Below are 25,103 nucleotides of genomic sequence, written 5' to 3'. Positions count from 1 at the left end.
GCTATTTGTGGGCAGTAAGACCCCCACCTCAAAATTCAGCGGAAGCAAAGAAGTTAGGTCGGGGTCGGGCTGCCCGTAAATGCCCGATTGGTTAAGGCTAATAATCAGTGGGGGATGAACAAAACCCCCACTGATTAAAGTTTCACTTTATAAGGCGAAGAAGAGATGTACCCAGTAGAATAAGAGGAATAGTGTGACCACTGTTGTGAGCGGGATAACGATAAGGGATACACTTAAATAGTCTTTCCATTTTACTTTAATTTTGTTTTGTTTCAGAATATACATCCAAATGAGTGAAGCTAGTGTACCGATTGGTAGTAATAGTGAACCGATGTCACTACCAATGATGTTTGCAAGATAGATTGTTTTTAATGTGACTGGATCTAGTCCCATTTCTGTTAATGTAATTGTACCAATCATAAGGGCAGGATGGTTATTGAAGACGTTAGAGAGGATGGATACAAGTCCGCCCATTGCAAAGCTAGCATAGAGTAGATGCTGATTCACAATTGGCTCGAGCCATTGTACAAGTGCAGCTGTTAATCCTGCGTTGTGGAGTCCGTAAATAATGACGTACATAGAGAAGGCGAAAATTAAAATGTGCCACGGTGTCTTTTTCAAAATGTCGACAGGATTTGTTCGTAAGTAGTACCATCTCCAAATGAGAAGAACTAGTGAACCAAGTACTGCAACGATTTCAATTGGGATGGATAAGAAGGATGCAACGAATAGAAGACAGCGCATAAGGAAGACGAAACCTAATACTTTTAACATGAATCTTGTCCGTTTTTGTTTCGTATCAACAGAATTATTTCCTTTTAGTGGATGGAAGTTTTTCGTGAAGAAAATTTCTTCAATATCATATGAAGAAACAGGTAATTTTTTCGGAAGTTTTTTCTTCAAAACTGTATACATGAGCCATGACATAAATAATAAGCCTAATGTTGCAGGTACAAACATCATAGCAGTATGCATATAAAGAGTCATATTAACGATATTTAATGCGATTAAATTTACGATATTACTTACACCAATTGGTGCACTAGATGCCGTAGCGATTAAAGCACCACTTAATAAATAAGGAATTTGCTGATGAGGTTTTAATTGAAGATTTTTTAGAAGAAGAATTAAAATTGGAGTTGTAATTAAAATACTACCGTCGTTATTGAATAAAAGAGTCATGAGAAAACATAATAATTGAATATACCAGTATAAGCGGCGTCCAGAACCCTTTGCTAGATTTGCTAGTTTCGCTGCGGACCAATGGAAAAAGCCGAAGCTTTCTAATATAACTGCCATGACGATGGTCGCTAATATTGTTATGGAAGCACCGCCAATTTTACTTATAATATCCATGACGTCTGGTTTTGATACAAGTCCAGTAATTATGATGATACCAGCTCCGATTGCTGCTGGCCACGCCTCATTTAAACCTCGAGGCCGCCAAAAGATAACAATCATCGTTAAGAAGAATACAATAATAGTAATCCATATTTCAATGCTCATATTTTGCCTACCTTTCTATTTTCCCTTGAATAGATGTAGCTTGTCTCAAGGTTATATTGGTAGTATATTCAGCAAAAAATAAGAAGAACTAGACGTATAACGAGATGAAGCGAATATGTGTTTTTCATGCTAAAGGACAAGTGTCATTAGTAGTGAAATAACTATTGTGATAGGAGTCTATAAATTGATTGGGTAGTAAGGTAGTAAATGAGATTTATATCGGCGCAACTCAAAATATATCAGCGATTTTTAAAATATATCGACTTATCGACAAAACATGACAAAAGGAGCCCATCCCAAAATGCCTTTTGGAACAGACCCCAAGACTATATTATTTTTCCTTCAAAAAAGTACGATCCTTCAAGAATAAATTCCAGAAGAAAATAAATCCTGGTAATAAAATTGCAATCCCAATTGCGTATAGAATGAGCAGTGCATAGAACGTTTCTGTCGTTGTAAAGCTTGTAAATACAGTTACGTCAGGATAAATAATATAAGGTAAATGCGCGACGCCGTAAGCGTAGCTTGCAAATGCATATTGAGCGACGACAGCTAAAACGGCAATACGAGGATATCCTAGTGTATTGTACTTTTTGTTTGTCCACCAAAGGGACGAGTATCCGATAACGAATAAAACAATAGAAACTGTAAACCACGGGAATTGCTTTATTAATCCTTGCATAAGCCAATGTGTTTCAGGATCCATTACAACGAGGGCGATGATCGCCGTAACGAGCGTTGCAGGACCAAGGATGATGGCATTTCTTCTATAAATTCTATACGTATCTTCTGAACTTTGTTCTCTCGCAAAATCAGCAAGAAAGAGAGAGGAGAGAAATAGTTCAGACGTTATTCCGAAGAGCATATAGCAATAGATAACCGGGCTAGAAAGAAGTTTTCCATACAGGAGTACTTCTTTCCCTTCAGACATTGTAATATAGGCTCCCTCTGTAACGGGTAAAACGGTAATTAATAGTGCTGGAATTAAGAGACCAGTAATACCTGAAATAACCCGAAGAAGGTACTGATATTTTGGCAAGGAGTAAGCAAATACCATAAATGTACTACGTACTGCAACGAGCACTAAAATTAACATAACTGGTACGAACATTACTGTCGCAAGAGTAAAGGCTGCTTTCGGAAAGAAGCCGAGAAATGCGACAACGACGAAGACGAGAAACGTATTTGTTACTTCCCAAGTGGGTGATAAGTACCGATTCGCAAGTTTAGCAGCGAGCGTTGGATGTTTTGCGTATACCATGCCCCAAAAACCAGCTCCAAAATCGATGGACCCTAGTATACTGTATACGAAAATAAGGGCCCATAAGATGATGATTGCAATACTTTCCTCATGCATGAGAATCGCCTCCTTGGTGTTGTAAATCATTCTTTAATGGATGTCTTCTAAAGAATGTCCGTAGAACAAAGACTGTTAAAATAGCGAGTCCAATATATAAAATGATGAACAAAATAAATAAAGGACCGACGAAATCAGCGCGTGTAGCTGCATCGACGGTACGTTGCATACCATAAATTGTCCATGGTTGACGACCGCTACAACTGAAAATCCATCCGAATTCAATACCGAGCATCATAATTGGTCCGCATGCGGCAGCCCCCCAAAGTAGCCACTTCGGTAGTTCTGTTCCCTTTTTTCGGTACACGAAATACCAATATAAGAGTGCAATTGCTGCAACTGCAAAGGTGAATGCAGCAGTGCCGACCATTAAGTTGAATAGTGTATGTGTATAAAATGGTGGCCATGTTTCTTGTGGGAATTCCTTTAAACCTTTTACGACAGTGCTAGGGTCTAGTCCCACTAATAAGCTAAGCATGTTTGGAATTTCAAGTGCGTAGTTTAGTTCAAGTGTATTAGGATCCACAACTCCGCCAATGGATAGCGGTGCGTGTGATGTCGTTTCAAATAAAGCTTCAGCAGATGCAAGTTTTTCAGGTGAGTGTTTATGTAAGGCAATCGCTGATTCATGTCCTGAAAGCCACATCGTAGCGCCTGTAATAAATGTAACGACAAGCCCTAATAGTAGCCCTTTTTTATGATAAGCAATTTCACGTGTACTTAAATTTTTCTTCAATAATTTAAATCCAGCGATAGAAGCAATGACAGCCGCACCAGTTGCATAAGCCGTAATAACAACATGGAATGCACTTGTGCCAAAACTCGGATTAAAGAAAGCTTTCCACGGATCAACGTTAAAAACAGATCCATCTGGATTCATTGAAAATCCTGCTGGTGTATTCATCCATGTGTTTGCTGATGTAATAAGCACGGCGGATGCTGTGGCACCAAGCATGACGAAAAATAGCGAGATTAATCTCATAAATGGAGGAAGTTTATCGGCTGCATATACGTAAATCGACATGAATAAAGCTTCCAAAAAGAAGGCGAAAATCTCAATTTGGAAGGGAACAGAGATAACTTGCCCAACAATTTTGGCGAAACCAGGCCAAAGAAGTGAGATTTGCACACCAACAATTGTTCCAGTTGGAATTGCTACACCGAGAAGAATAGCAAAAGCCTTTGTCCATCTTTTCGCCATAATGGCATAGTCGGAGTCTTTCTTCCAGTGATAGAGTATTTCGCTTATAAAAATCATCAATGAAAGTCCGACGCCAAGTGTTGCAAAGATAATGTGGAATGCTAATGAAGAACCAAAAAATGCTCTTGCTAATGTTACCGTATCCATATGTAAACTCCTCTTCTTTTTTGCCATTATTTTCTGATTGAATTGGAAGATTTATTCAAAAAAACTACCAAAAATATATATGTATTTAAAAAGTGAATATGATAATATAATGTTGTAATATTTTGAATAGAAAGAAATAAATAGTTGGTCATGTTTTGTTTGTTTTTTGCTCAGGAATCTTTTATAATCTTTTATGCGAACATAAGTTCTGTTTTTCGGAATCAAGAAGTTTATGTGAAATGGAGAGGGTGTTTTATGTATCCTGAAGTCATTAAAAAGATGGCATTTTCAAAAGAGCATAGAGATTTATTATTGAAGCTATATAATAAAGAAATTACGCGTCGTGAATATGATCGACTTGTACAATCGCTATATAAACCTTCTAAAGAGGTTTGCGGAGGATAGAAATGGGGGAGACAATCTAGTGGATTGTCTTTTTTAAATTTATGTATGTTCTGATAAAATTAAGGTTAGCCTTACTAGGGAGGTGAAAAGATTGCGGAAACGTTTATATATAGGGATTGGAGTTATCTTCTTAATCGCTTTAGGTGGAATTGTATTTTGGTCAGCTTTACAAGGAAACCGTACAGAAAATTTTATTTTAAGACATATGGTGAATGACAATGGAACACTTGCCACGTATCGTTTAGTAGATACTAAGGCAGGTACGGGTGAAGCTAAGGGACGTGAAGCTTTATCAGAATCGGCGGGATTATGGTTACAATATACACTTGATAAAGATGATCAGGCGTTATTTGATGAGCAAGTAAAGGTTATTCAAGATAATTTCATATATAAGAATTATATCGTTTTATGGAAACTCTCTGAAAAGGGAGAGAGGCAGTCAGCTGCAAATGCACTTATAGATGATCTTCGTATTATAGAACAATTATATCGTGCTTATGAAATGTATAAGGAAGAGCGTTATAAAAATCTTGCCGATCAATTAAGTGATGCTGTACTTCGTTATAATAAAAAAGATAATTATTATGTTGATTATTATGATGCAGATGCAGGGAAACAAAATAATTTTGTAACAACATCATACATAAATCCGCGCGCATTCTCCTATATGAAGAAGTACGGAAAAGTTTCTGCTCAGCAATATCAGGAAGTTGTTCAATTTTTAGCAGATTATCCAAGGCATGGCTGGGCATTCCCAAAAGAGTATAAAGAAGATGGTACATTTACGTACGATAAAGAAGTGAATCTTATTGACCAATCATACGTTGCATATCATCGGAGTTTAGGAGGTCTTTCATCAGCTGCTTATTTGGAATTTATAAAGAAGAAGTTCCAAGCGGATGGAAAGCTATACGGTCGTTACAATTTAGAAACGGGAAAACAAACTGTGAATTATGAATCGCCAGCCGCTTACGGACTAACGATTTTGTACGTACTACAAACAGGTGATACAAAGTTTGCGAAGGAATTGTATGATCATATGTCCACATTCCGAAATGACAACGTATTTAGTAGATATTACGGTGGATATGTAACAGGTGAAAATAATAATACGCATATTTTTGATAATGTACTACCACTTTTAGCTGAAATGGAATTAAAAAAGAGTGAACAATAAAAAGTGCCACCATATGAGGGTGGCACCTTTTATTTGTTCATATAATTTTACGTCCTAATATTAGAGAAGTAGTCAATCACGAATTCACGGAATTGCTGAGCTGTTTTTGATAAGTAGCGTTTTTTTGACCAACTTAATCCGATGGTTCGCTGACAAGTGGGTTCAATAATACGCAACTTGCTTGATGCTAAAGTAGAGTTTTTTAATAAAGTTAAACTTGGAACAAAAGCGATGCCGAGACCTTGCTTAATGAGGTCGCTAATCACGGTCGGTTCATCTACTTCAAAAGCAATATGCGGAGTGAAACCAGCTTCTTTACAAAATTCATCCGTTAAGTGCCGAAATCCGTAGCCAGTGTTCATACTAATAAACGGTTCGTCTTTTACTTCATGCAGGTGGATATTTGCTCGGCCGGATAAACGATGGCCTGAAGGGACGACTAAGAAAATTTCTTCTGTAATAAGTGGTTCCCAAACAACCTCCTCACCTTCAATTGGCACAGAGGAGATACAAAAGTCAATTTCTATATTATCTAGTTGTCGTTTCATAGAAGGAGTGGATGCAAGAAATTGTTGGAACCGAACGTTAGGATGTTCTAGTAAAAAAGAGCCAAGTAGTTCTGGTAATATTCTCGGAATAGAAACGGCCAGTGTAATAGAGCTTTGTTGTAATTCGGCTAAATCTTTAATTTCTCGTTCCCCTTCACTTAATTCATGAAAAATACGTTCTACTCGTTTTAAAAATACTTTTCCGAAAGAATTTAAAGTAATCTGTCGGCCTTGGCGATCAAATAAAGGGACGCCTAAATCCTTTTCAAGTCTAGCGATTGTTTTGCTGAGTGAAGGTTGCGCGATATGCAATTCTTCAGCTGCCTTTGTCATATGTTCTAGTCGTGCGACTGTCTGAAAGTATTTTAACTGGAGCAGTTCCATTTAGAATCCCCTTTCTATAGACCAAAAGGAATGAATTGATAATTAAAGATGTATTATACAGTATGGAAAGTGACGTGTATAGTAAATCTGTTAAACCATTCGAAGGGTGTTAAATTAGAAGAGGAGTATGTTTCATGAAGGGAATTAAACTTATATTTAAAGATTGGAAAGCGATGTGGCACCATAAACATGGACGTATCGCTTTAATTTTTTTATTAATCGTTCCATTAATTTATTCAGGATTCTTTTTAGCTGGGTATTGGGATCCGTACGGAAAATTAGATAAATTACCTGTTGCAGTTGTGAACTTAGATAAGGGGGCTGCGATGGATGAGAAAACAATTCATGCAGGAGACGATTTTGTAAAAAATTTAAAGGAGAATAAAGAACTGGCTTTTCATTTCGTATCAGAAAAAAATGCTGATGAAGGGTTAAAAGAAGATAAATATTATATGGTTGTTACGATTCCAGAGAATTTCTCTAAAAAGGTAAGTACACTTATGGATGAGAAACCAGAGCCGGCAAAGTTGCAGTACAAAGTAAATCCAGGTAAAAACTTTGTAGCAGCTCAAATTGGAACGACAGCTGTTGAAAATATGAAAACAAAAATCTCAAACAGTATTACGAAATCTTATACAGAAGGTGTCTTTTCAAAGTTTCAAGATTTGGCACAAGGATTGAGTGATGCAAGTAATGGTGCTGGGAAGTTACATGAAGGAACGACCGATGCAAGAAATGGAGCGAATCAGCTTGCGGATGGTATTGATCGTTTAAGTGATGGGACATCGAAATTGAAAGAAGGAAGTGACAAGCTTGCATCCAGTCAATCTGCTTTAACCGGGGGAGCAAATGAGCTGAGTCAAGGAGCGACATCACTTCATAGTGGTATGGAATTACTAGCACAAGGTGAAAAAACGTTACAATCAGGAGTTAGTGAATTAAGTGCCGGTACAAATGAATGGGTGAGCGGAAGTGAGAAGCTTGCTGAAGGGCAAGTAAAAGCGGATGGTGCAGCTAATAGTATAAAACAACAATTAGAAGAGTACGTGAAAAATCATCCGGAAGTGCAGCAAGATCCCGCCTTTCAAAAAATCGTTGCTACGTCTAATGGACTAGCTAAAGCAACAAGTACTTTAAATAATAGCCAACAACAATTGACACAAGGTGCGAAGAAGCTTACTGACGGCCAACATAAGATTGAAGAAGGCATAAATACATTCGGAGTTAAGTTAAATGAAGCTACTGCTGGAACGCAAAAGATAGCAGATGGTGCATCGAATTTGGCTGATGGATTTACGAAGTGGGGAAATGGATTTACATCATTGCAAGAAGGTGTAAACCAGCTTGCGAGTGGTGGAACGGAGCTGAATAACGGTGCTAGTAAATTAACAAATGGACTTGTTAAACTTGATGATGGTGCGAAAGAACTTTCTGCGAAATTGGGAGAGGGTGCAGAGAAGATAGCGAATGTTCGTAATGATGATGCACGTAATACGATGTTCTCAGAGCCAGTTCAGTTAGTGAAGTCAACAGTTTCTGACGTTCCTAACTACGGTTCAGGCATTGCACCATATTTCTTATCGCTTGCATTTTATGTTGGCGGAATTATGGCATCGAATATTTTACCGCTTGGTCGTAGACAAAATATGAAGGTAAGCGGAACGGTACATTTTATTAATAAACTAGGATTGGTATATTTAATTGGACTTATTCAAGCGCTACTCGTAGATGTAGTTGTGCTAGGTGTTATGAAATTAGAAGTTGCCAGTGTGCCACTCTTTGTTTTATCAAGTATTGTGATTTCCTTTACGTTCATGACATTTATTCTTATGTTAGTAACAGTATTTGGTCTTGTTGGAAAGTTCTTAGCAGTAACGCTTCTTGTCTTGCAATTAGCGACAAGCGGGGGGACTTTCCCAGGAGAATTAAATATAGCTGTTCTTAGTAAAATTGGACAGTTTCTCCCAATGTCTCATTCTCTTAGAGGATTACAAGATGTTATCTCTTTAGGAGATTGGTCGCAATTAAAAATGCAAATTTTAATATTGTTATGTTATCTCGTTGTTGCCGGTGGAATTGCTTGGATCACGAGTCATATACAGCATAGAGAAACGAATGTAGAACAAGTTTCTTAAAATGAAAGAAGCTATCCGATTTTTTCGGATAGCTTCTTTTTTATTTACGTTCCATTACTGCAAAGTAATTATTTTCATTATCAGCAAAGTTGAATGCTCTACCAGTAGGTAAATCTACAACCTGTCCAACTGTGACATTTTTCTCAGAAAGGTCTTTATATAGACGGTCTAAGTCATTTGAGAAGAACATAAGTGAAGGTGTATTAAGGTTTAGTTCAGGTTGCATCTTCGCGATTAACGCTTTATCGTGAAGGACGATGCTTGTTCCTGCTTCTTTCGCCGGTGCAATTTCAATCCAGCGGAATCCGTTTCCGTTATTCTCTTCCGCAATGATTTGGAACCCTACTTTTTCTGTCCAAAATTGTACTGTTTCGTCTTGGTTATGTACATATAGCATAATTTGTCCAACTTGATTAATCATAGGTGTCTCTCGCTTTCTTTTTATATGCGTATCATTATATCAAATATATGGCTTGAATAGTTTTTTATGATTTTTTCGGAATACAACCTTCGTCCATTTCATCTTTGTTGTAGGAGAAGGACCTGTAATCCAAGTATGAAATGGTATTGTGCTATAAATGACCATTGTTGAAATAGAGATAATAGCCGTTAACACAAATAGTAATAGGCTATATAATATAGTATTTTCTTGCAGCGTGAATAAGGAAAGAAGTTTTGTGCATAGTTGCAAGAAGAATAAATGAGCTAAATAAGCACCATACGTGTAATTTCCAATGAAACGTAACGTTTTATATAAGAAACCACGACGCTGTACTATCATAATAGATAACACATACAGTATGATAATTTCGCATACGATATATAAAAACATAGATGGTTTTAAATAGGTAGAAACAGTTAAATGAATAGAGTTTGCTCCGTAAAAACTAAACAACTCATAATTGATGAATAAAAATAAGATGAAAAATAATATTGTTATAAGCGGGATATGTTTCATGACGAATAGCCGCCAAGTTTTTAGTGCTACAGCGGCAATGCCGCCCATAACGAAATAGAATGAGTAGAATAGAAATGATCGATCTGTATAATGTAAAATTGTTGAACTTGTTAATTTTTCTCCATTAAAAATATAGTGAGAAGAGAACCACATTAATAGAAAATATAGGCAAGCGAAAAAGGTCATATATTTATATATGTCTTTTTTATTTTCTGTTCGTTTTTGAAACCAATAAAAAAGTGTGCATAGTAAAGGGAACAATAAGTGAATTTGGAACATCATAATAACGTACCAAAGATGGGGTGCGGCTGTTCCGAGTAATAAACTTTTTATTCCACTTTGTAACGTAATAAGATCATTTGTTGTTAATAAGTAAAGAATAGACCAAAAGAAATAAGGAATGAGTAAGTGTGTCGCTTTTTCAGAAATATATTCTTTATATACTAATTGCTTCGTATAGTGACGAATTAAGTGAAATCCAACGATAAATATGAATGCTGGTGCTGAGAATTTTGCAAGATTAAATAGCATGCTCATAATGAGGGATTGCTCAAGTAAGACATTTCCTTGATTCATTGTATATAATAAAGAACTTTGCAAAACGACAGCGAGAAATGCAATGCTTTGCAAAACTTTAAATTCAGGTGCGCTTTGTGTCATTATTTCCATCTCCTTTTCCATACATGATTATAGTACGGAGAATGGATAATGGATGTGGAATATTTGTGAAGATTTTAACAAATTTGTGGCGAGAGGAAATATCAACTTATCAACAAATAACGACAAAAAGAGGATGCTCGTTTAGAGCATCCTCTTTCTAGCTATTAAGCAAATTTGTTTTTGATCCAATTCTTACCTTCTACAAGGCGAGCTGTCATTACCGCACAAGCGTTATCTGCTGTTACGTTTAACATCGTTGCAGGTGGATCAATGATTGTACTAATTGCTGCGATAATTGGCAATGCTTCTGGCGGGAAGCCGTATAGAGAAACGATTAACATTTCACCAATCATACCGCCACCTGGAATAGCGCCCATTACTGTTCCTACTAATAGAGAAACAACAAGTGCGATTGCTAATGTTTTCGGTCCTTCAAATTCCATGTTGAAAATACCGAATAAGAAAGCAATTTTTAATACGCCGCCTAAAACAGAGCCGTCTTTATGAAGTGTAGAACCAAGAAGGACAACTGTTTCACGAACGTCTGAAGAAATACCCATTTTCTTCGTTGCTTCTAAGTTCGCTGGAATACTTGCGGCACTACTACAAGTTGCAAGTGATGTAACTGTAGGAGAGACCATGTTCTTCCAAAATACTTGTACACCTTGTTTGCGACCTGCAAGGTATGCATAGAATGTGAAGAATACAAAGAAATAAATTAGAGAAGCTGGATAGTATACCATTGCTGCTCGGAAGTAAGTTCCAAGAAGTTGTGGTCCGAATTCACCAACTAATGCTGCGAAGTAAGCAGCAAGTCCGATTGGAGCGTAGTACATAATGAAAGATACAACCTCCATTGAAATCTCTGCACCAGCTTGTAGGAATGTAGCGAATGGTTTTCCTTTTTCGCCAACTGCTGAAGTTGCAATCCCCATTAAGATAGAGAAGAAAATAAGAGCTAACATATTTTCACGAGATAGTAACTTCGAGAAGTCAGATACTGTTAAAATACCGACGATTTGATCTGCAACACTAACAGCTTTGCCGGCTTTGTCAGGTTGTGTTAGTTCTAGTACAACACCTTGTGCTGGCGGGAATACTTTCACGACAATAATCATAAAAATAGCAGCTAAAATACTTGTAAATAAGAAAGTCCCAGCCATACTAGACATAATTTTACCGAAACGTTTTAATCCATCCATATTAGCAATAGACGATGCGATGCTAAAGAACACTAGAGGTACAACAATCGTAAACATTAAGTTTAAGAAAATGTCACCAAGCGGCTTTAAAGCAACTGCATCGGCACCCATGAAATAACCAATGAAACCACCAATTAGGATAGAAGATAATAAAATAAGTGGAAAGCGATATGCCTTCATAAATATATCCTCCTATCAATTAAAAAATCATACTGAATCATTATAGCGAGTTAGAGTCCTCTTTACTAGGAGAATACGGATAAATGGAATAGCGTGAAAACCAAGAAATTTTTGTTTTTAAGCTCGGCATACAGCAGGAAATCTAGACATATATATTTGTAACCTAGTGGTGGCAAGGGATGCACCATAACTTAGGTTTAGAAAAAGGGGGAGGGAAGCGGAATGAATATTTTGCTTTGCTGTGCAGCGGGAATGTCTTCCAGTTTGATTGTTACAAAGATGGAGAAAGCAGCAGAGGCAAGAGGGATAGAAGTAAAAATCTGGGCAGTATCAGGTTCTGAAGTGAATAGTCATATTGATAAAGCTGATGTCCTTTTACTTGGACCGCAAGTACGTTATTTATTACCGAAAATGAAAGAATTATGTAAGGATAAAGGGATACCTGTTGATGTCATTCAATCCGTTCATTACGGACTTTGTAATGGAGAAGCTATCTTGCAAGCAGCTTTGTCAATGAAACCATGAGGAGAGTGGGATAGATGATACGGTTTTTAGAGAAGTACGTGATGCCGGTAGCAGGGAAGGTTGCAGAGCAGAGGCATTTGCAAGCAATTCGAGATGGAATTATTTTAACGATGCCTTTCTTAATTATTGGATCGTTTTTCCTCATTATTAGTGCACTGCCGATACCTGGATATAACGAGTTTATGGCAGGTTTGTTTGGTGAGAATTGGCAGAGAGCTTTAGGGTATCCAGTTAGTGCAACTTTTAATATAATGGCTTTAATAGCTGTTTTTGGAATCGCTTACAGGCTTGGAGAGTATTATAAAGTGGATGCTTTAGCATCCGGGGCATTGTCGCTTGTGACGTTTTTACTTGCGACTCCATTTCAAGTTGCATATATTATACCAAGTACAAAAGAGAGTGTACTTGTAGAAGGCGCTATCCCAGCAGCATTAATGGGAAGCCAAGGGTTATTTGTAGCAATGATTATTGCACTTATATCTACTGAACTTTATCGGTTTATTGTACAAAAAAAGATAATTATAAAGATGCCAGAGACAGTTCCACCAGCTGTCACGCGTTCATTTGCCGCACTTGTTCCAGGATTTATTGTTGTAACAGTTATTTGGATTTTACGCTTAATTATAGAAAATACTTCTTTTGGCAGTATCCATAATATCGTAGGACAAATTTTACAGGAACCACTTAGTGTACTTGGTGCTAGTCTTTGGGGCGCAATAATAGCAGTTATTCTCGTTCATGTTCTTTGGTCGTGTGGAATTCATGGTGCTACTATTGTTGGTGGTGTAATGAGCCCCGTTTGGTTGTCGTTAATGGATCAAAACCGAGTTGCTTTTCAAGCTGGGCAAGATGTACCAAATACAATTACGGCACAGTTTTTTGACTTATGGATTTATATGGGCGGTTCTGGTGCAACGCTTGCTCTAGTTGTCGGAATGTTACTATTTGCACGAAGTCAACAATTAAAAAGTTTAGGGAGATTGTCAATTGCACCTGGTATATTTAATATTAATGAGATGGTAACTTTTGGTATGCCGATTGTAATGAACCCACTTTTACTAATTCCATTTATATTAGTTCCAGTTGTGTTAACAATTGTTTCTTACTTTGCAATGGAATGGGGATGGGTCGCACGTCCGAGTGGGGCCGCTGTACCTTGGACGACACCTATTCTTTTTAGTGGATATTTAGGATCGGGCGGGAAAATTTCAGGTGTTATTTTGCAACTTGTTAACTTTGCGCTAGCATTCTTCATTTATTTACCGTTCTTAAAAATATGGGATAAACAAAAACTGGCGGAAGAAAAGGGGGAGTAAATAACTAAAATGGATACGATAGAGACGAAAGCTTTTCATTTAATCTTGCATGGAGGAAACGCGAGAAGTTGTTCAATGGAAGCAATTGATTGTGCGAAGCGTGGGGAGTTTACAGAAGCTGAAGCTAAATTACAAGAAGCACTAGAGGAATTAAAAGAGGCGCACCGTGTACAAACGGAGCTTATCCAGAAAGAAGCTGGTGGCGAGAAGACCGAAGTTACTCTTTTAATGGTACACGCACAAGACCATTTAATGAATGCAATTACGGTGAAAGAATTAGCGAGTGAGTTTGTAGAGTTATATAGGAAGATGTCGGTGGATGAATGAACCTTGCTTATGCAAGGTTTTTTTATCTCGAATTAACGGGCAGTAAAACTCCCAGTAATTAAAATTTCATTTTATGTATGTGCCTGTACCATCAGTGGAATGTTCATCCCACTGATGGTATTTACAATCCTCCTTTTTTCAGATGAGTAAGAGTTATAATTAATCGGCAGTAACAATTTCTCCTATACCACGAATTAATCTTTTTATATGCATCCGTTCCGGTTTTAATATATTTACGATATAATCAATCGTTATTTGTGGTTCAACGGTTGTACCGCAAGTATAACAGTCAATAGCTGCAAAATTTTGTTCCGGGTAAGTGTGAATGGAAAGATGGCTTTCTGATAATAACACTAATACAGTAACACCATATGGCTGGAACTCTTTTTTACTTACGTTTAAAACATGGGCACCAGAGCAATCTGCAGCGTTAACTAAATGGTATTCTAAAAAGTGAATATCATCTAATAGGGAAAAATCCACTCCCCATAAATCCACTATTATATGCTTGCCAAAGGTAGAGTATTCCATAGGGCAGCACTCCTTACTATTAATATCGTCAAAACTTCATTTCCTGTTTGTAGCATTGATGTAAGATAAGATTTGATTCTGAATTTAAGAGAGCGAGGTTACGTTGTTCTAGATGTTCTTCTTTAAATTGGAATAAAGGAAAAAGAAGAGAAGGCAATGTTCGAGGATTTGGTACTACATATAATTGTTCAATTTGATCGAGTATATGTGCAGAATTAGTAGCAAGATGAAATCCCCAGTCAGTTCCGAAAGAAGGAACTATTGTATGATAACTTTTCACAGTTAATCCAGCGTGTTCAATTGTATTACCGATACTCCAATATACTAGAGGTGCATCAGCAGGTGAATTAGATTGACAGACGAAAGCACCATCTTCTGTTAAGAATGTAGCTATACGAGCAAATAGTTCGCTTGTATATAAAGTACTTAACAACTCTGTCGCTGGGTCTGGAAAATCAATAATGATTACATCATATAAAGATGAAGGTGAATTTAGAAATTCTTTTGCATCGCATACGTGCACGTTCACTCGATTATCAAAAAAAGCGTTTTTGTTTAAAGATACTATTTCTGGAACATTACGTGCCATATTAATCATCGCCTCATCTAAATCAACAAGGTCTACATGTAGCACAGTTTCATATTTCAAAACTTCTCGTAAGGCAAGACCATCGCCACCACCTAATATGAGAACACGTTTTGGATCAATTACTTTTGACATAATTGGATGTACAAGTGCTTCATGATAAATTTGCTCATCAACGGAACTAAATTGTAGTTGCTTGTCCAAGTATAATCGAACATCGTTTACTTGGACTAAATTAATATTTTGATAATTACTCTTTTCTTCAAATAGGTTCTTATGTTCACCAGCTTGTATTTCCTTTAGAGAAATTTCATCCCACACATCTAAGCTGTGTGAATCTGTAGGTACTATAATTACATTTTCCGATTGTACTTGCTTATCTTGCTTATTCTGCTCATTCTGTTTGTCCTGTTTGTCTTGTGTATCATGCTTGTCCTGCTGTTCTAGTTCAAATTTGTCAGAGTCTAATTCAGAACGCTTGTCCTTTTTATAGCTTGTTATTCTATAAATCTTTATTTTGCTTTGTTTTCTATGTTTTGGCATAGGAATCCCCTTTCGAATTGTGTTATTTTATTCTATTTTATTTTATGTAATTTAGTAGAGTGTGCTTGGACAATAGAATAGATAGAAGACTGAGCTCAAGAAAATGTTGTTTTTTACTAGATTTCTACGATAAAAAAATTTTTTTAGTGTTTTTTCATATTAAACATAACTAGACAACTAAACACTAATCTATTTTCATACAGTTATGTGTTAAAAGCGTGTTGTTTTATAACACACTGTGTGTTTTTTGGACGACACACTAATTGAAAGCGTTAACACACAAAGAAAATGCTCGAAAAAGCACTGATTTTAGTGGTTTTAAAAAGTTGGCACGCTAATTGCATTAATAAATAGCGTAAAGAAAAATAAATAAACATAAATTTTTTATACTACACAAGGGGGATTTTCAAATGAATATTTTATTATGTTGCTCAGCAGGGATGTCTACAAGTTTACTAGTTACAAAAATGGAAGCGGCTGCAAAAGCTCGCGGTTTAGAAGGCAAGATTTGGGCTGTATCTGGGGATGCAGTAAAAACGAATATCGATCAAGCAGATGTATTATTACTAGGACCACAAGTTCGTTACATGCTCTCTTCAATGAAAACGCTTGCTGACGAGAGAAACGTTGGAATCGACGTTATCAATCCAATGCACTACGGCATGATGAATGGGGAAGCAGTTTTAGATCACGCATTAACACTTAAAAAATAATTAGGGGGGAAGCGAAATGCAAAAGTTTATTGCATTTATGGAGAAATATATTGTTCCTGTCGCTGGTAAAATCGGATCGCAACGTCACTTAGCTGCAATCCGTGACGGATTTATTGCAGTTATGCCACTTATTTTAGTTGGTGCACTGGCATCACTAATTAATGGTTTTCCGTCTGAAGCTTTCCAAGATTTCATGAAAGGTATGTTTGGTGAAACGTGGAAACAAGTCGGCGGTGGAATGTGGACGGGTTCTTTCGCGATTCTAGCACTAATCATAGCATTTACAACAAGTTATAACTTAGCAAAATCTTACGGCGTTGATGGTTTGTCAGCAGGTATTATTTCATTTGGTGCGTTAATTATTCTTACGCCAACAACACCGAAAGAAGGCGGATTGAGCTTAGCTTGGACAGGTGCACAAGGGTTATTCGTAGCAATTATTGTGGCGCTCCTTGTTACTGAAGTATTCCGTTTCTTTGTACAAAGAAACATTACATTTAAAATGCCTGATGGAGTACCACCAGCAGTTTTAAGATCGTTCGCAGCTATAGTTCCAGCATTTGTTATCTTAACAGTAGTTGCAGGTATTCAATTAGCAGTGAAATTAGCTGGTACAAGTGTTCATGAATTTATCTTTAATACGATTCAATCACCACTGCAAAGTTTAGCAGGGACATTACCAAGTGCAATTATCATTGTAATCCTTGTTCATCTTCTTTGGTTCCTCGGTTTACATGGTCCAAATATCGTTGGTGGTATTATTGAGCCATTATACTTACCGGCATTAGAGGAAAACATCAAGTTATTCAAAGGTGGTACATCTGCATTTGATGTTCCAAACATTGTTACAAAACCATTCTTTGATACTTTCGTATATCTTGGTGGTTCTGGTGCAACATTAGCGTTCTTAGTAGTTGTGTTACTTGTAGCGAAAAGTGCACAATTACGCGGTGTATCTCGTTTATCAATTGGTCCTGGTGCATTTAACATTAACGAACCAGTAATCTTTGGTACACCAATTATTTTAAACCCAGTTTTATTCTTACCGTTTATCATAACACCAATTGTATTAGTAATTACTTCTTATACAGCTATATCTATTGGCTGGGTACCAAAAACAGTTGGGATAATTCCATGGGCAACACCACCAATTATTAGTGGTTATCTTATAACAGGTGGACATCTTTCAGGTGCACTCCTACAGTTATTCAACTTTGTAATTGCGATGGTAATCTATTATCCATTTGTTGTATTATGCGATCGTTCTGTTGTTCGTACTGAAAAAGCAGCAGCACAAGGAAATAATAACTCTGTACCTATGTAACATAGTAATTGTTCTCACAGATAACACTATCTGTGAGAACAATCACCTTTATATCATGTTCAAAAAGATGAAATCCATCTACAAGAACACCAAACTATCATTCATAAAATAATAATGTAATAGAAATGTTCAAACTGAAGGGGTATGTAAATCGGTTGAACCATAATAGAGAGGGCGGTAATTATGATGACTACAGCAGAACAAATTCCATTCCAATTGATTTTAAATAGTGGTAACGCACGAAGCTTTGCGATGGAGGCACTTCAATTTGCCAAACAGGGGAAAATGGTAGAAGCAGATGAAGCGATGGTAAAGGCAAAAGAAGCGATTAATGAAGCGCATCATTTCCAAACAGAGCTCATACAATCAGAAGCAAGAGGAGAAAAAACAGAGGTTAGTGTTCTTTTAATTCACGCACAAGATCATTTAATGAATGCGATTACAGTGAAAGAATTAGCAGCAGAGTTTATCGATCTTTATAAAAAGCTTGAAGCGAAAGGGGAATAAAGCATGACTGGAATTAAAATTGCTACAATCGGCGGTGGATCTAGTTATACACCAGAGTTAATTGAAGGATTTATTAAGCGTTATGATGAGCTTCCTGTTCATGAAATTTGGTTAGTAGATATTGAGGCAGGAAAAGAAAAGTTAGAAATCGTTGGTAACTTAGCAAAACGTATGGTGAAAAAATCAGGTTTACCAATCGAGGTACATTTAACACTTGATCGCCGTGAGGCATTAAAAGATGCTGACTTCGTAACAACACAACTTCGCGTTGGTTTATTAGAAGCACGTGCAAAAGATGAAGCAATCCCGTTAAAATATGATGTAATCGGTCAGGAAACAAATGGTCCTGGTGGTCTATTTAAAGCGTTGAGAACGATTCCTGTTATTTTAGATATTTGTAAAGATATGGAGGAGCTCTGTCCGAATGCATGGTTAATTAACTTTGCAAATCCAGCTGGTATGGTAACAGAGGCTGTCCTTCGTTATACAAATATTCAAAGAGTAGTTGGTCTATGTAACGTTCCAATCGGAATCCGCATGGGTCTTGCAAGATTACTTGAAGTAGATGCAAGTCGTGTCCACGTTGATTTCGCAGGTTTAAATCATATGGTATACGGACTAGATGTATACTTAGATGGCGTAAGTGTAATGGATCGTGTGTTAGAGCTTGTGACAGATCCAGAAAAGCAAATTACGATGGAAAATATCGCAGCGCTTAACTGGGAACCAGACTTTATTCGCGGCCTTCGTGCAATTCCATGTCCATACCATCGTTACTACTACAAAACACGTGAAATGTTAGAAGAAGAGAAAGAGGCTTCTGTTGAAAAAGGTACACGTGCAGAAGTAGTAAAACAATTAGAAAATGATTTATTTGAGTTATATAAAGACCCAAACTTAGATATTAAACCACCACAATTAGAAAAACGTGGCGGAGCTTATTATAGTGATGCAGCATGTAGCTTAATTACGTCTATTTACAATAATAAAGGTGATATCCAGCCTGTTAATACACGAAACAACGGAACAATTGCAAGCTTACCACATGATTCAGCTGTTGAAGTGAACTGTATTATTACGAAAGAAGGCCCAAAACCAATTGCAGTTGGAGATCTTCCAGTACCAGTTCGCGGTTTAGTACAACAAATTAAATCATTCGAGCGCACAACAATTGAAGCTGCTGTTACAGGGGATTATCATAAGGCGCTGCTTGCTATGACAATCAATCCACTTGTACCATCAGATAAAGTTGCAAAACAAATTTTAGATGAAATGTTGGAAGCACATAAAGAGTATCTTCCACAGTTCTTTAAAAAGGTAGAGAAGTAAAAGCGGCGCTATTTAGCCCGCTTTTTTTATTCTATTAGGAGGTATTATGATGATTAAGTTAATTGTAAATGCAGATGATTTCGGTCTTACAGAAGGTACAAATTACGGCATTATTGATGGGCATATAAATGGACTTGTAAATTCAACGACGATGATGATGAATATGCCAGGAACAGAGCATGCGGTACGCTTAGCAAAAGAGTATAAAATGTTAGGGATAGGAGTACATCTCGTATTAACAGCAGGGGAACCACTTCTTGGAGACGTACCATCACTTGTAGGTAGCGACGGATCGTTTCATAAACAAAGTGTTGTAAGGGAAGGGAATATAAATCCAGAAGAAGTTGAGAGAGAATGGACTGCTCAAATTGAGAAGTTTTTATCTTACGGATTAACACCAACTCATTTAGATAGTCATCATCATGTGCATGGTTTACCGATTTTACATGATGTTCTTGAGAGATTAGCGGCTAAATATAATGTTCCGATTCGTCGTTGTGAGGAAGATAGAACGGTGCATCCATTTTCTGATGTGTTTTACAGTGACTTTTATGCGGATGGTGTGACGGAAGATTACTTTGTGAAGTTAAAAGAAAGAGTACAAGGTGAACAAACGGTAGAAATTATGGTTCATCCAGCTTATATTGATCCAGAGCTTGTGAAGCGTTCTTCTTACGTAATGGATCGTGTGAAGGAATTGCGTATTTTAACAGAGAGTGAGTTGCCAGAAGGAATAGAGCTTGTGAAGTTCTAATAGAAAAACGACGGCTACATCATGCCGTCGTTTTTTCTATTTATAAAATGGACAGAATATATCCGCCAAAGGCTCCGAGTATAACGATAACCCAAGGTGGTGTTTTCCAAAAAGCTAGTAAGCAAAAAAGAAGCGAAGCGAAAACGAAATCTGAAGTATTTATAATTGTACTCGTCCAAATGGGATCGTAAAAAGCGGCAATTAAAATACCAACAACTGCGGCATTAACACCAAGTAGTGCGCCTTGTATGAATGATATTTTTCTCACACTGTTCCAAAATGGTAAAACACCAATAACGAGTAAGAAAGCAGGGAGGAAAATCGCAATTGTTGCGAGTATTGCCCCAAGCGTCCCGTTTAACACTGCTCCTATATACGAGGCGAATGTAAATAGTGGTCCTGGTACTGCTTGTGTTAATCCGTATCCAGCTAGGAACTGTTCTTTCGTCATCATGCCGTTTTGTACGAACTCACCTTCAAGAAGGGGCAGCACGACGTGTCCTCCTCCAAATACAAGTGCGCCAGAGCGATAGAAACTATCAAATAAAGCGATGTAATAAGAGAAAGGTCTTAATATCGGTAGCAGTAGTAAGAGTCCAAAGAATAAGACGAGACAAGAAACTGCTATCTTTTTTGAAATAGGTACTTTTATATGCTGAGATTGGCTAATTGGTTGGTTGCGATATAAAAACCAGCCGATAAAGCCACATATTATAATGAGGATCACTTGCGTCCAGCTACTTGGCCATAATAAGGCGATTGCGGCAGTTACAATCGCAATCGTCGCACGGTTGCGATCTGGAGTTAACTTTTGCGCCATTCCCCATATGGCGTGAGCGACAATAGCGACTGCTACAAGTTTTAGTCCATGAATCCAGCCAGCACTCCCAAGATCGAATTGATTAAGGAATGAGGCGAAGAAAACTAAAACAAGGACAGACGGTAAAGTGAATCCAATCCATGAAATAATAGCTCCTAAAAGCCCGCCCCGTAATAATCCAACCCCCATACCGACTTGACTGCTGGCAGGACCAGGAAGGAATTGACATAGCGCTACTAAATCTCCATAGCTTCGTTCATCCATCCATTTTCTTTTTTGCACGTATTCGTGGTGAAAATAGCCGAGATGAGCGACAGGACCGCCGAATGAAGTAAGTCCTAATTTAAATGAGACGAGAAAAATCTCTAATAATATTTGAAAAGTGTATTTGTTAGTTTTCAATGGAACCCCCCATAATGTTTTTTCTATGTGCATTATACAAGAGACTGTAAATCTAAAGGAACAATTACAATGTAAAGATTTTGTGAATCTTTTCTTTGTAATTAAAATTGAAAAAGTCATAAATGATTATGTCTAAACCATAAAGTAGTAGAAGTAGTGCTGGGAAATTTATATAAGGAGAATGCCTTATGACAACACATTTCTTTGCCAGGTTAACAGGTAAGAGGGAAGTGCCTCCTGTAAATACAGAAGCTTTTGGGGTAGCAGAGTTTATTTTTAGTGATGATTTAACGAAATTGCATTACAGAGTAATACTAAAAAATATAGAAAAGGTTACATCGTGTCAAATTCATTTAGGGAAGTCTACTCAAATTGGTCCTGTTGTTTTATATTTGTATGGTCCACTGGAGCAAGGGATTAGCTTGAACGAGGGAAGTATTACTGGTGTAGTGAATGTGGAGGATTTTGAGGGACCTTTACAAGGGAAATCATTTGTACATTTACTTCAAGAAATTATTCAAGCGAACGTATATGTTAATGTTCATACGAAATCACAAAAAAGAGGAGAAATAAGAGGGCGAGTTAGAAAAGTAAAGAAGTAGAGGAAAAGGCTGTCCATATGTTGGAACAGCCTTTTCTCATTATATAAGGTGCTAGTTTTAGCGATTATTGTCGGTAAATCGATATATTTTGAAAATCGCTGATATAACTCGCGTTACGCCGATATATTTCAATAATCGCTGATATAACTTACGTTACGGTCGATATTTTTAAAAATTGCCTCGATTAATTTTTCACAGGTTGATTTTTAATAAAGAAGTCCATAACGTAAAATACTTCGTCATCAGGTATTTGTATTTCAAATGTATTTTCAATTGGTTGCAATGCTTTTTTTACTTTCATATACATCCAGTATTCATCTTGTCTTCTTTTCTCTTTATCAGGGTGAGGAAGAAGGCTTTCTCCTTTTTGAAGACGGTCAACCATACAGCTCATATGCAGAATAACACCCATTAAGCTATCAGGAGTTAGCTGTAAGGAAATTAATTCTTGGATTGTATTTAATGCGTAACGAATTGTTTTAATCAGTAATGCCCCATCGTTACGTTGCATTTGTTGTTCAAGAATATCCGCCATTTTTGCATATGTTTCTTCATACGTAATTAATTCTTGAATGGGCTGAATCGCTGTGTAGTTTACGATGTCTTGGAAATGATATGTTAAGCATGGTACTTGCACATCGAAATTCGTAACGATACAAATGATGTTACGCTCTTTTTTTATGTTCTCGATCATTTTCGTTAAATCTTTTTCATGGACGATACTAATCGGAATAATTTCAATTAAGTCTTTATCAAATCGTAAATAGTTCTCTAACATTTTTTGAATAGCTAAAGCACTTCCTTCACCAGTTAAACAAGCTGTTAAAATAACAGATTTCATTGGAGAGAGAGGTTTTTTCTTTTCTTCTTGTACGTTTAAGTAAAACGGTGTTAAATTTTTTACTGTTTCATATAGCGCATCTAATGAATAACCGAGCTGAGCTTTTCGAGCTGCTTCTAGTGCATGTGGTGTGCTCGTCATCGAGAGAACACGTACAGGAATTTTGAATTCCGTTTCTAATATGTCACCGATATAAGCAAGTGACCCCATATCAACAAGTAAAAGAAGCCCATTTACATTTTGGAGTGTTTTCATATAAACTTTCACACGCTCTAAGAAATCTTTCGGTGATTCGTGTAACGGCATATCAATACCGGTTACTTCCTCAATGCCGAGAAGTTCGTTTGCAACGTTTGCCATTTCAGTTGCGATGCCATTACCGTGTGCTAATATTAATACTTTTACTTCTGTTTGTGAGGCAGGAATTGGATCAACAACGAAGAACATTGTTAAAAAGCCAGCTTCATCAATAGGCATTGTTATTTGTAATTCTTCCTCCAGTAGTTGAATGCATTGCATGGCTACGGAAAAAGCTTCTTTATATTTCGTACGAATTTGATTTAATTGTGGGTGATGTATTTGTTTTCCGCTTTGTAAACGTTGTAGAGTTGTCTGTACATGTAAACTTAAAGCGAGAAATACTTTTTCATCAAACGTCTTAGATAAATGCTTTTCAGCAAGTTCCGCTATTTTTTCACATACGGAAACGATATTACGATCCACAATTTTAAAAACATTTTCATGGCTTGTTTTTTTTGATATTTGGTTAAAATATTGTACGAAAAAGCTTTGAACATCATTTTCTATTAGTAATTCTAATTCTTCCTCTTCAATACCACGTGCTTGAAGTTCTTCGTATTTATAGTCAATATAATCGTAAATAGAAGAGCGTTTTTCATCTTCTGTTTTATGATTACTCCAACCTTCATCACCTGTAAATACAAATGTTTCATTTGGTATTTGGTATAAGTGACGGCTCTTTCTTTCGATGAACAGCCCCTCTTTCATATACCAAGGTAAGTCTGTACTTGAAACATAGACAGAATCACGTTTCTTTGTTACGAATTCAGAATAGGCTTTCGCACAGGCGATTTGTACATCCGTTTTTAATTGACCGATGTTATTGGGACAATTGTAAAAGACGAAAGCACGCATTGCATTCGGACTAACGTGAATTTCTTTTCGTAGACGAATTGCTTCATTTGTAAAAAATAGTTGTAGTAAAGCAAAGCGCTCTTTATGTGTACGCTCACGAAGTGGTGGCAGCGTGATAGTCATCGGTATACGTCTTGTAAATGTTTTTAATAAAAATGAATTTGGTTCTTCTGTTGTTGCAGTAATGATTAATACTTGTGCTTTACGCTCGTTCTCTGTTTCTCCAAGGCGGCGGTATACTCCGCGGTCGATAAAGGTGAAAAGCATTTCTTGGCCTTCTGGAGGCAGACGATGTACTTCATCTAAGAAGAGAATTCCTTCATGAGCTTTTTCGATTAATCCTTTTTGATCACTTGCACCTGTGTAAGCCCCTTTTTTAATCCCAAATAACTGTCCAAGTAGTAGTTGTGGATTGTTTGCGTAATCAGCACAGTTAAAGACGATAAATGGTGCATTTTTGGGAAGCTGTTCAACTTCAATTGCATATTCGTGCATTAAAGAAGCAAACATAGACTTTCCGACCCCTGTTTCTCCCAGTAGTAAAGTATGCATACCGTTTGGAGGGTAGAGAATAGAAGCTTTCGCTTTTTCAATTGCGATTTTAAGGCTCGTATTTTCAATTGCAAATGTATCTAATGAAGTTATGTCTTTTGAATGCGTTTCCAACGAAGTGTTCGTTTCTATGTAAAAACGAACAGGTCGCGTATTTGTTTTTAATAACCGTTTATCTTTTACAAGTTTGTTTAAGTCGCTACTTACATTGGCGCGATCTAGTTGTAGAAATGTAGCGAGTTCTGATGCGGTTACACCTTCTGTATAATTTCCTTCTTGTATTGCATTAAAAATGAGATCTATTCGTTTCATTTCCATTCACCTCGAAACTTCATCACTATTTAAAATTTTACACAAAAATGGGAAGGGTGGGAAGAGAAAAATAAAACAGCTTTAGTCTAGAAGTACTAAAGCTG

23 protein-coding genes are annotated in these 25,103 nt (G+C 36.9%); 12 read left to right on the top strand and 11 right to left on the bottom strand.

What is annotated here, in order from left to right; translation table 11 throughout:
• Positions 1–147 precede the first annotated feature (147 nt).
• From AC1Q8M_RS22400 to cydA, 3 genes are all read right to left on the bottom strand, one after another.
• Complete coding sequence (locus AC1Q8M_RS22400; RefSeq protein WP_000021123.1) at positions 148–1,506, bottom strand: arsenic transporter; 1,359 nt, start codon at positions 1,504–1,506, stop codon at positions 148–150.
• 331 nt (positions 1,507–1,837) lie between these two features.
• Positions 1,838–2,863 carry a cytochrome d ubiquinol oxidase subunit II gene (locus AC1Q8M_RS22395; RefSeq protein WP_000544183.1) on the bottom strand — a complete coding sequence of 342 codons (1,026 nt, stop codon included), beginning with the start codon at positions 2,861–2,863 and terminating at the stop codon, positions 1,838–1,840.
• Complete coding sequence (gene cydA, locus AC1Q8M_RS22390) at positions 2,856–4,211, bottom strand: cytochrome ubiquinol oxidase subunit I (RefSeq protein WP_000381975.1); 1,356 nt, start codon at positions 4,209–4,211, stop codon at positions 2,856–2,858. The genes AC1Q8M_RS22395 and cydA overlap by 8 nt, the downstream gene beginning before the upstream one ends.
• A gap of 255 nt (positions 4,212–4,466) precedes the next feature.
• Here cydA and AC1Q8M_RS22385 point away from each other — a divergent pair, with 255 nt between their 5' ends.
• Complete coding sequence (locus tag AC1Q8M_RS22385; RefSeq protein WP_000283180.1) at positions 4,467–4,616, top strand: hypothetical protein; 150 nt, start codon at positions 4,467–4,469, stop codon at positions 4,614–4,616.
• A 91-nt stretch (positions 4,617–4,707) separates the two neighbouring features.
• On the top strand, positions 4,708–5,793 hold the full coding sequence (locus AC1Q8M_RS22380) for a transcriptional regulator (protein WP_492334195.1): 1,086 nt from the start codon (positions 4,708–4,710) through the stop codon (positions 5,791–5,793).
• Positions 5,794–5,840: 47 nt separating this feature from the next.
• Here AC1Q8M_RS22380 and AC1Q8M_RS22375 read toward each other — a convergent pair whose 3' ends face one another.
• Positions 5,841–6,725, bottom strand: a complete 885-nt coding sequence (locus AC1Q8M_RS22375) for a LysR family transcriptional regulator (RefSeq protein WP_053563353.1) — start codon at positions 6,723–6,725, stop codon at positions 5,841–5,843.
• Positions 6,726–6,859: 134 nt separating this feature from the next.
• Between AC1Q8M_RS22375 and AC1Q8M_RS22370 the strand changes: the two genes are divergently transcribed.
• The gene (locus tag AC1Q8M_RS22370; RefSeq protein WP_097846182.1) at positions 6,860–8,860 is read left to right on the top strand and encodes a YhgE/Pip domain-containing protein; all 2,001 of its coding nucleotides are present in this window, start codon (positions 6,860–6,862) and stop codon (positions 8,858–8,860) included.
• A gap of 40 nt (positions 8,861–8,900) precedes the next feature.
• On the opposite strand, the gene AC1Q8M_RS22365 is transcribed toward AC1Q8M_RS22370, so the two are convergent.
• The 3 genes from AC1Q8M_RS22365 to AC1Q8M_RS22355 form a co-directional block, all read right to left on the bottom strand.
• On the bottom strand, positions 8,901–9,281 hold the full coding sequence (locus tag AC1Q8M_RS22365; protein WP_097846183.1) for a VOC family protein: 381 nt from the start codon (positions 9,279–9,281) through the stop codon (positions 8,901–8,903).
• A gap of 39 nt (positions 9,282–9,320) precedes the next feature.
• Entirely contained in the window at positions 9,321–10,478 is a 1,158-nt protein-coding gene (locus tag AC1Q8M_RS22360) for an acyltransferase (protein WP_098855428.1), read from the bottom strand.
• 164 nt (positions 10,479–10,642) lie between these two features.
• Positions 10,643–11,860: a dicarboxylate/amino acid:cation symporter gene (locus tag AC1Q8M_RS22355; protein WP_492334194.1), complete on the bottom strand. Its 1,218-nt coding sequence runs from the start codon at positions 11,858–11,860 to the stop codon at positions 10,643–10,645.
• Positions 11,861–12,082: 222 nt separating this feature from the next.
• Here AC1Q8M_RS22355 and AC1Q8M_RS22350 point away from each other — a divergent pair, with 222 nt between their 5' ends.
• The 3 genes from AC1Q8M_RS22350 to AC1Q8M_RS22340 are packed head-to-tail and all read left to right on the top strand — an operon-like array spanning position 12,083 to position 14,028.
• The gene (locus AC1Q8M_RS22350) at positions 12,083–12,385 is read left to right on the top strand and encodes a PTS sugar transporter subunit IIB (protein ID WP_001023543.1); all 303 of its coding nucleotides are present in this window, start codon (positions 12,083–12,085) and stop codon (positions 12,383–12,385) included.
• A 14-nt stretch (positions 12,386–12,399) separates the two neighbouring features.
• Positions 12,400–13,701: a PTS cellobiose transporter subunit IIC gene (gene celB / locus AC1Q8M_RS22345; RefSeq protein WP_000617789.1), complete on the top strand. Its 1,302-nt coding sequence runs from the start codon at positions 12,400–12,402 to the stop codon at positions 13,699–13,701.
• Between the two features lie 9 nt (positions 13,702–13,710).
• A complete protein-coding gene (locus tag AC1Q8M_RS22340) occupies positions 13,711–14,028 on the top strand; it encodes a PTS sugar transporter subunit IIA (RefSeq protein ID WP_000379645.1) in 318 nt (105 codons plus the stop codon).
• 159 nt (positions 14,029–14,187) lie between these two features.
• On the opposite strand, the gene speD is transcribed toward AC1Q8M_RS22340, so the two are convergent.
• Both speD and AC1Q8M_RS22330 read right to left on the bottom strand, forming a co-directional pair.
• Positions 14,188–14,559 (bottom strand): adenosylmethionine decarboxylase, encoded by a 372-nt coding sequence (speD, locus tag AC1Q8M_RS22335; RefSeq protein ID WP_016513236.1) that lies wholly within the window; start codon positions 14,557–14,559, stop codon positions 14,188–14,190.
• Between the two features lie 28 nt (positions 14,560–14,587).
• Complete coding sequence (locus AC1Q8M_RS22330; RefSeq protein ID WP_097846185.1) at positions 14,588–15,688, bottom strand: polyamine aminopropyltransferase; 1,101 nt, start codon at positions 15,686–15,688, stop codon at positions 14,588–14,590.
• Between the two features lie 410 nt (positions 15,689–16,098).
• Here AC1Q8M_RS22330 and AC1Q8M_RS22325 point away from each other — a divergent pair, with 410 nt between their 5' ends.
• From AC1Q8M_RS22325 to chbG, 5 genes are all read left to right on the top strand, one after another.
• Positions 16,099–16,401 carry a PTS sugar transporter subunit IIB gene (locus tag AC1Q8M_RS22325; protein ID WP_001023569.1) on the top strand — a complete coding sequence of 101 codons (303 nt, stop codon included), beginning with the start codon at positions 16,099–16,101 and terminating at the stop codon, positions 16,399–16,401.
• A gap of 16 nt (positions 16,402–16,417) precedes the next feature.
• Complete coding sequence (gene celB, locus AC1Q8M_RS22320; RefSeq protein ID WP_097846186.1) at positions 16,418–17,725, top strand: PTS cellobiose transporter subunit IIC; 1,308 nt, start codon at positions 16,418–16,420, stop codon at positions 17,723–17,725.
• Between the two features lie 183 nt (positions 17,726–17,908).
• Entirely contained in the window at positions 17,909–18,232 is a 324-nt protein-coding gene (locus AC1Q8M_RS22315) for a PTS lactose/cellobiose transporter subunit IIA (protein ID WP_000989059.1), read from the top strand.
• A 3-nt stretch (positions 18,233–18,235) separates the two neighbouring features.
• Positions 18,236–19,561, top strand: coding sequence for a 6-phospho-beta-glucosidase (gene celF / locus AC1Q8M_RS22310; RefSeq protein ID WP_098855427.1), 1,326 nt, complete (start codon positions 18,236–18,238; stop codon positions 19,559–19,561).
• Between the two features lie 49 nt (positions 19,562–19,610).
• Positions 19,611–20,315, top strand: coding sequence for a chitin disaccharide deacetylase (gene chbG, locus AC1Q8M_RS22305; RefSeq protein ID WP_098511957.1), 705 nt, complete (start codon positions 19,611–19,613; stop codon positions 20,313–20,315).
• Positions 20,316–20,355: 40 nt separating this feature from the next.
• Here the strand turns inward: chbG and AC1Q8M_RS22300 are convergent, their stop codons facing one another.
• Positions 20,356–21,537, bottom strand: a complete 1,182-nt coding sequence (locus AC1Q8M_RS22300) for a chromate transporter (RefSeq protein ID WP_098361575.1) — start codon at positions 21,535–21,537, stop codon at positions 20,356–20,358.
• Positions 21,538–21,725: 188 nt separating this feature from the next.
• Between AC1Q8M_RS22300 and exsM the strand changes: the two genes are divergently transcribed.
• Complete coding sequence (exsM, locus tag AC1Q8M_RS22295; RefSeq protein WP_000207046.1) at positions 21,726–22,139, top strand: exosporium regulatory protein ExsM; 414 nt, start codon at positions 21,726–21,728, stop codon at positions 22,137–22,139.
• A 184-nt stretch (positions 22,140–22,323) separates the two neighbouring features.
• Here exsM and AC1Q8M_RS22290 read toward each other — a convergent pair whose 3' ends face one another.
• The gene (locus tag AC1Q8M_RS22290) at positions 22,324–24,999 is read right to left on the bottom strand and encodes a sigma-54-dependent transcriptional regulator (protein ID WP_097846188.1); all 2,676 of its coding nucleotides are present in this window, start codon (positions 24,997–24,999) and stop codon (positions 22,324–22,326) included.
• Between the last annotated feature and the right edge of the window lie 104 nt (positions 25,000–25,103).

The organism is Bacillus sp. GW823-FHT06A10, assembly GCF_058795375.1.
This window is presented reverse-complemented; position numbering and strand designations above follow the sequence as displayed.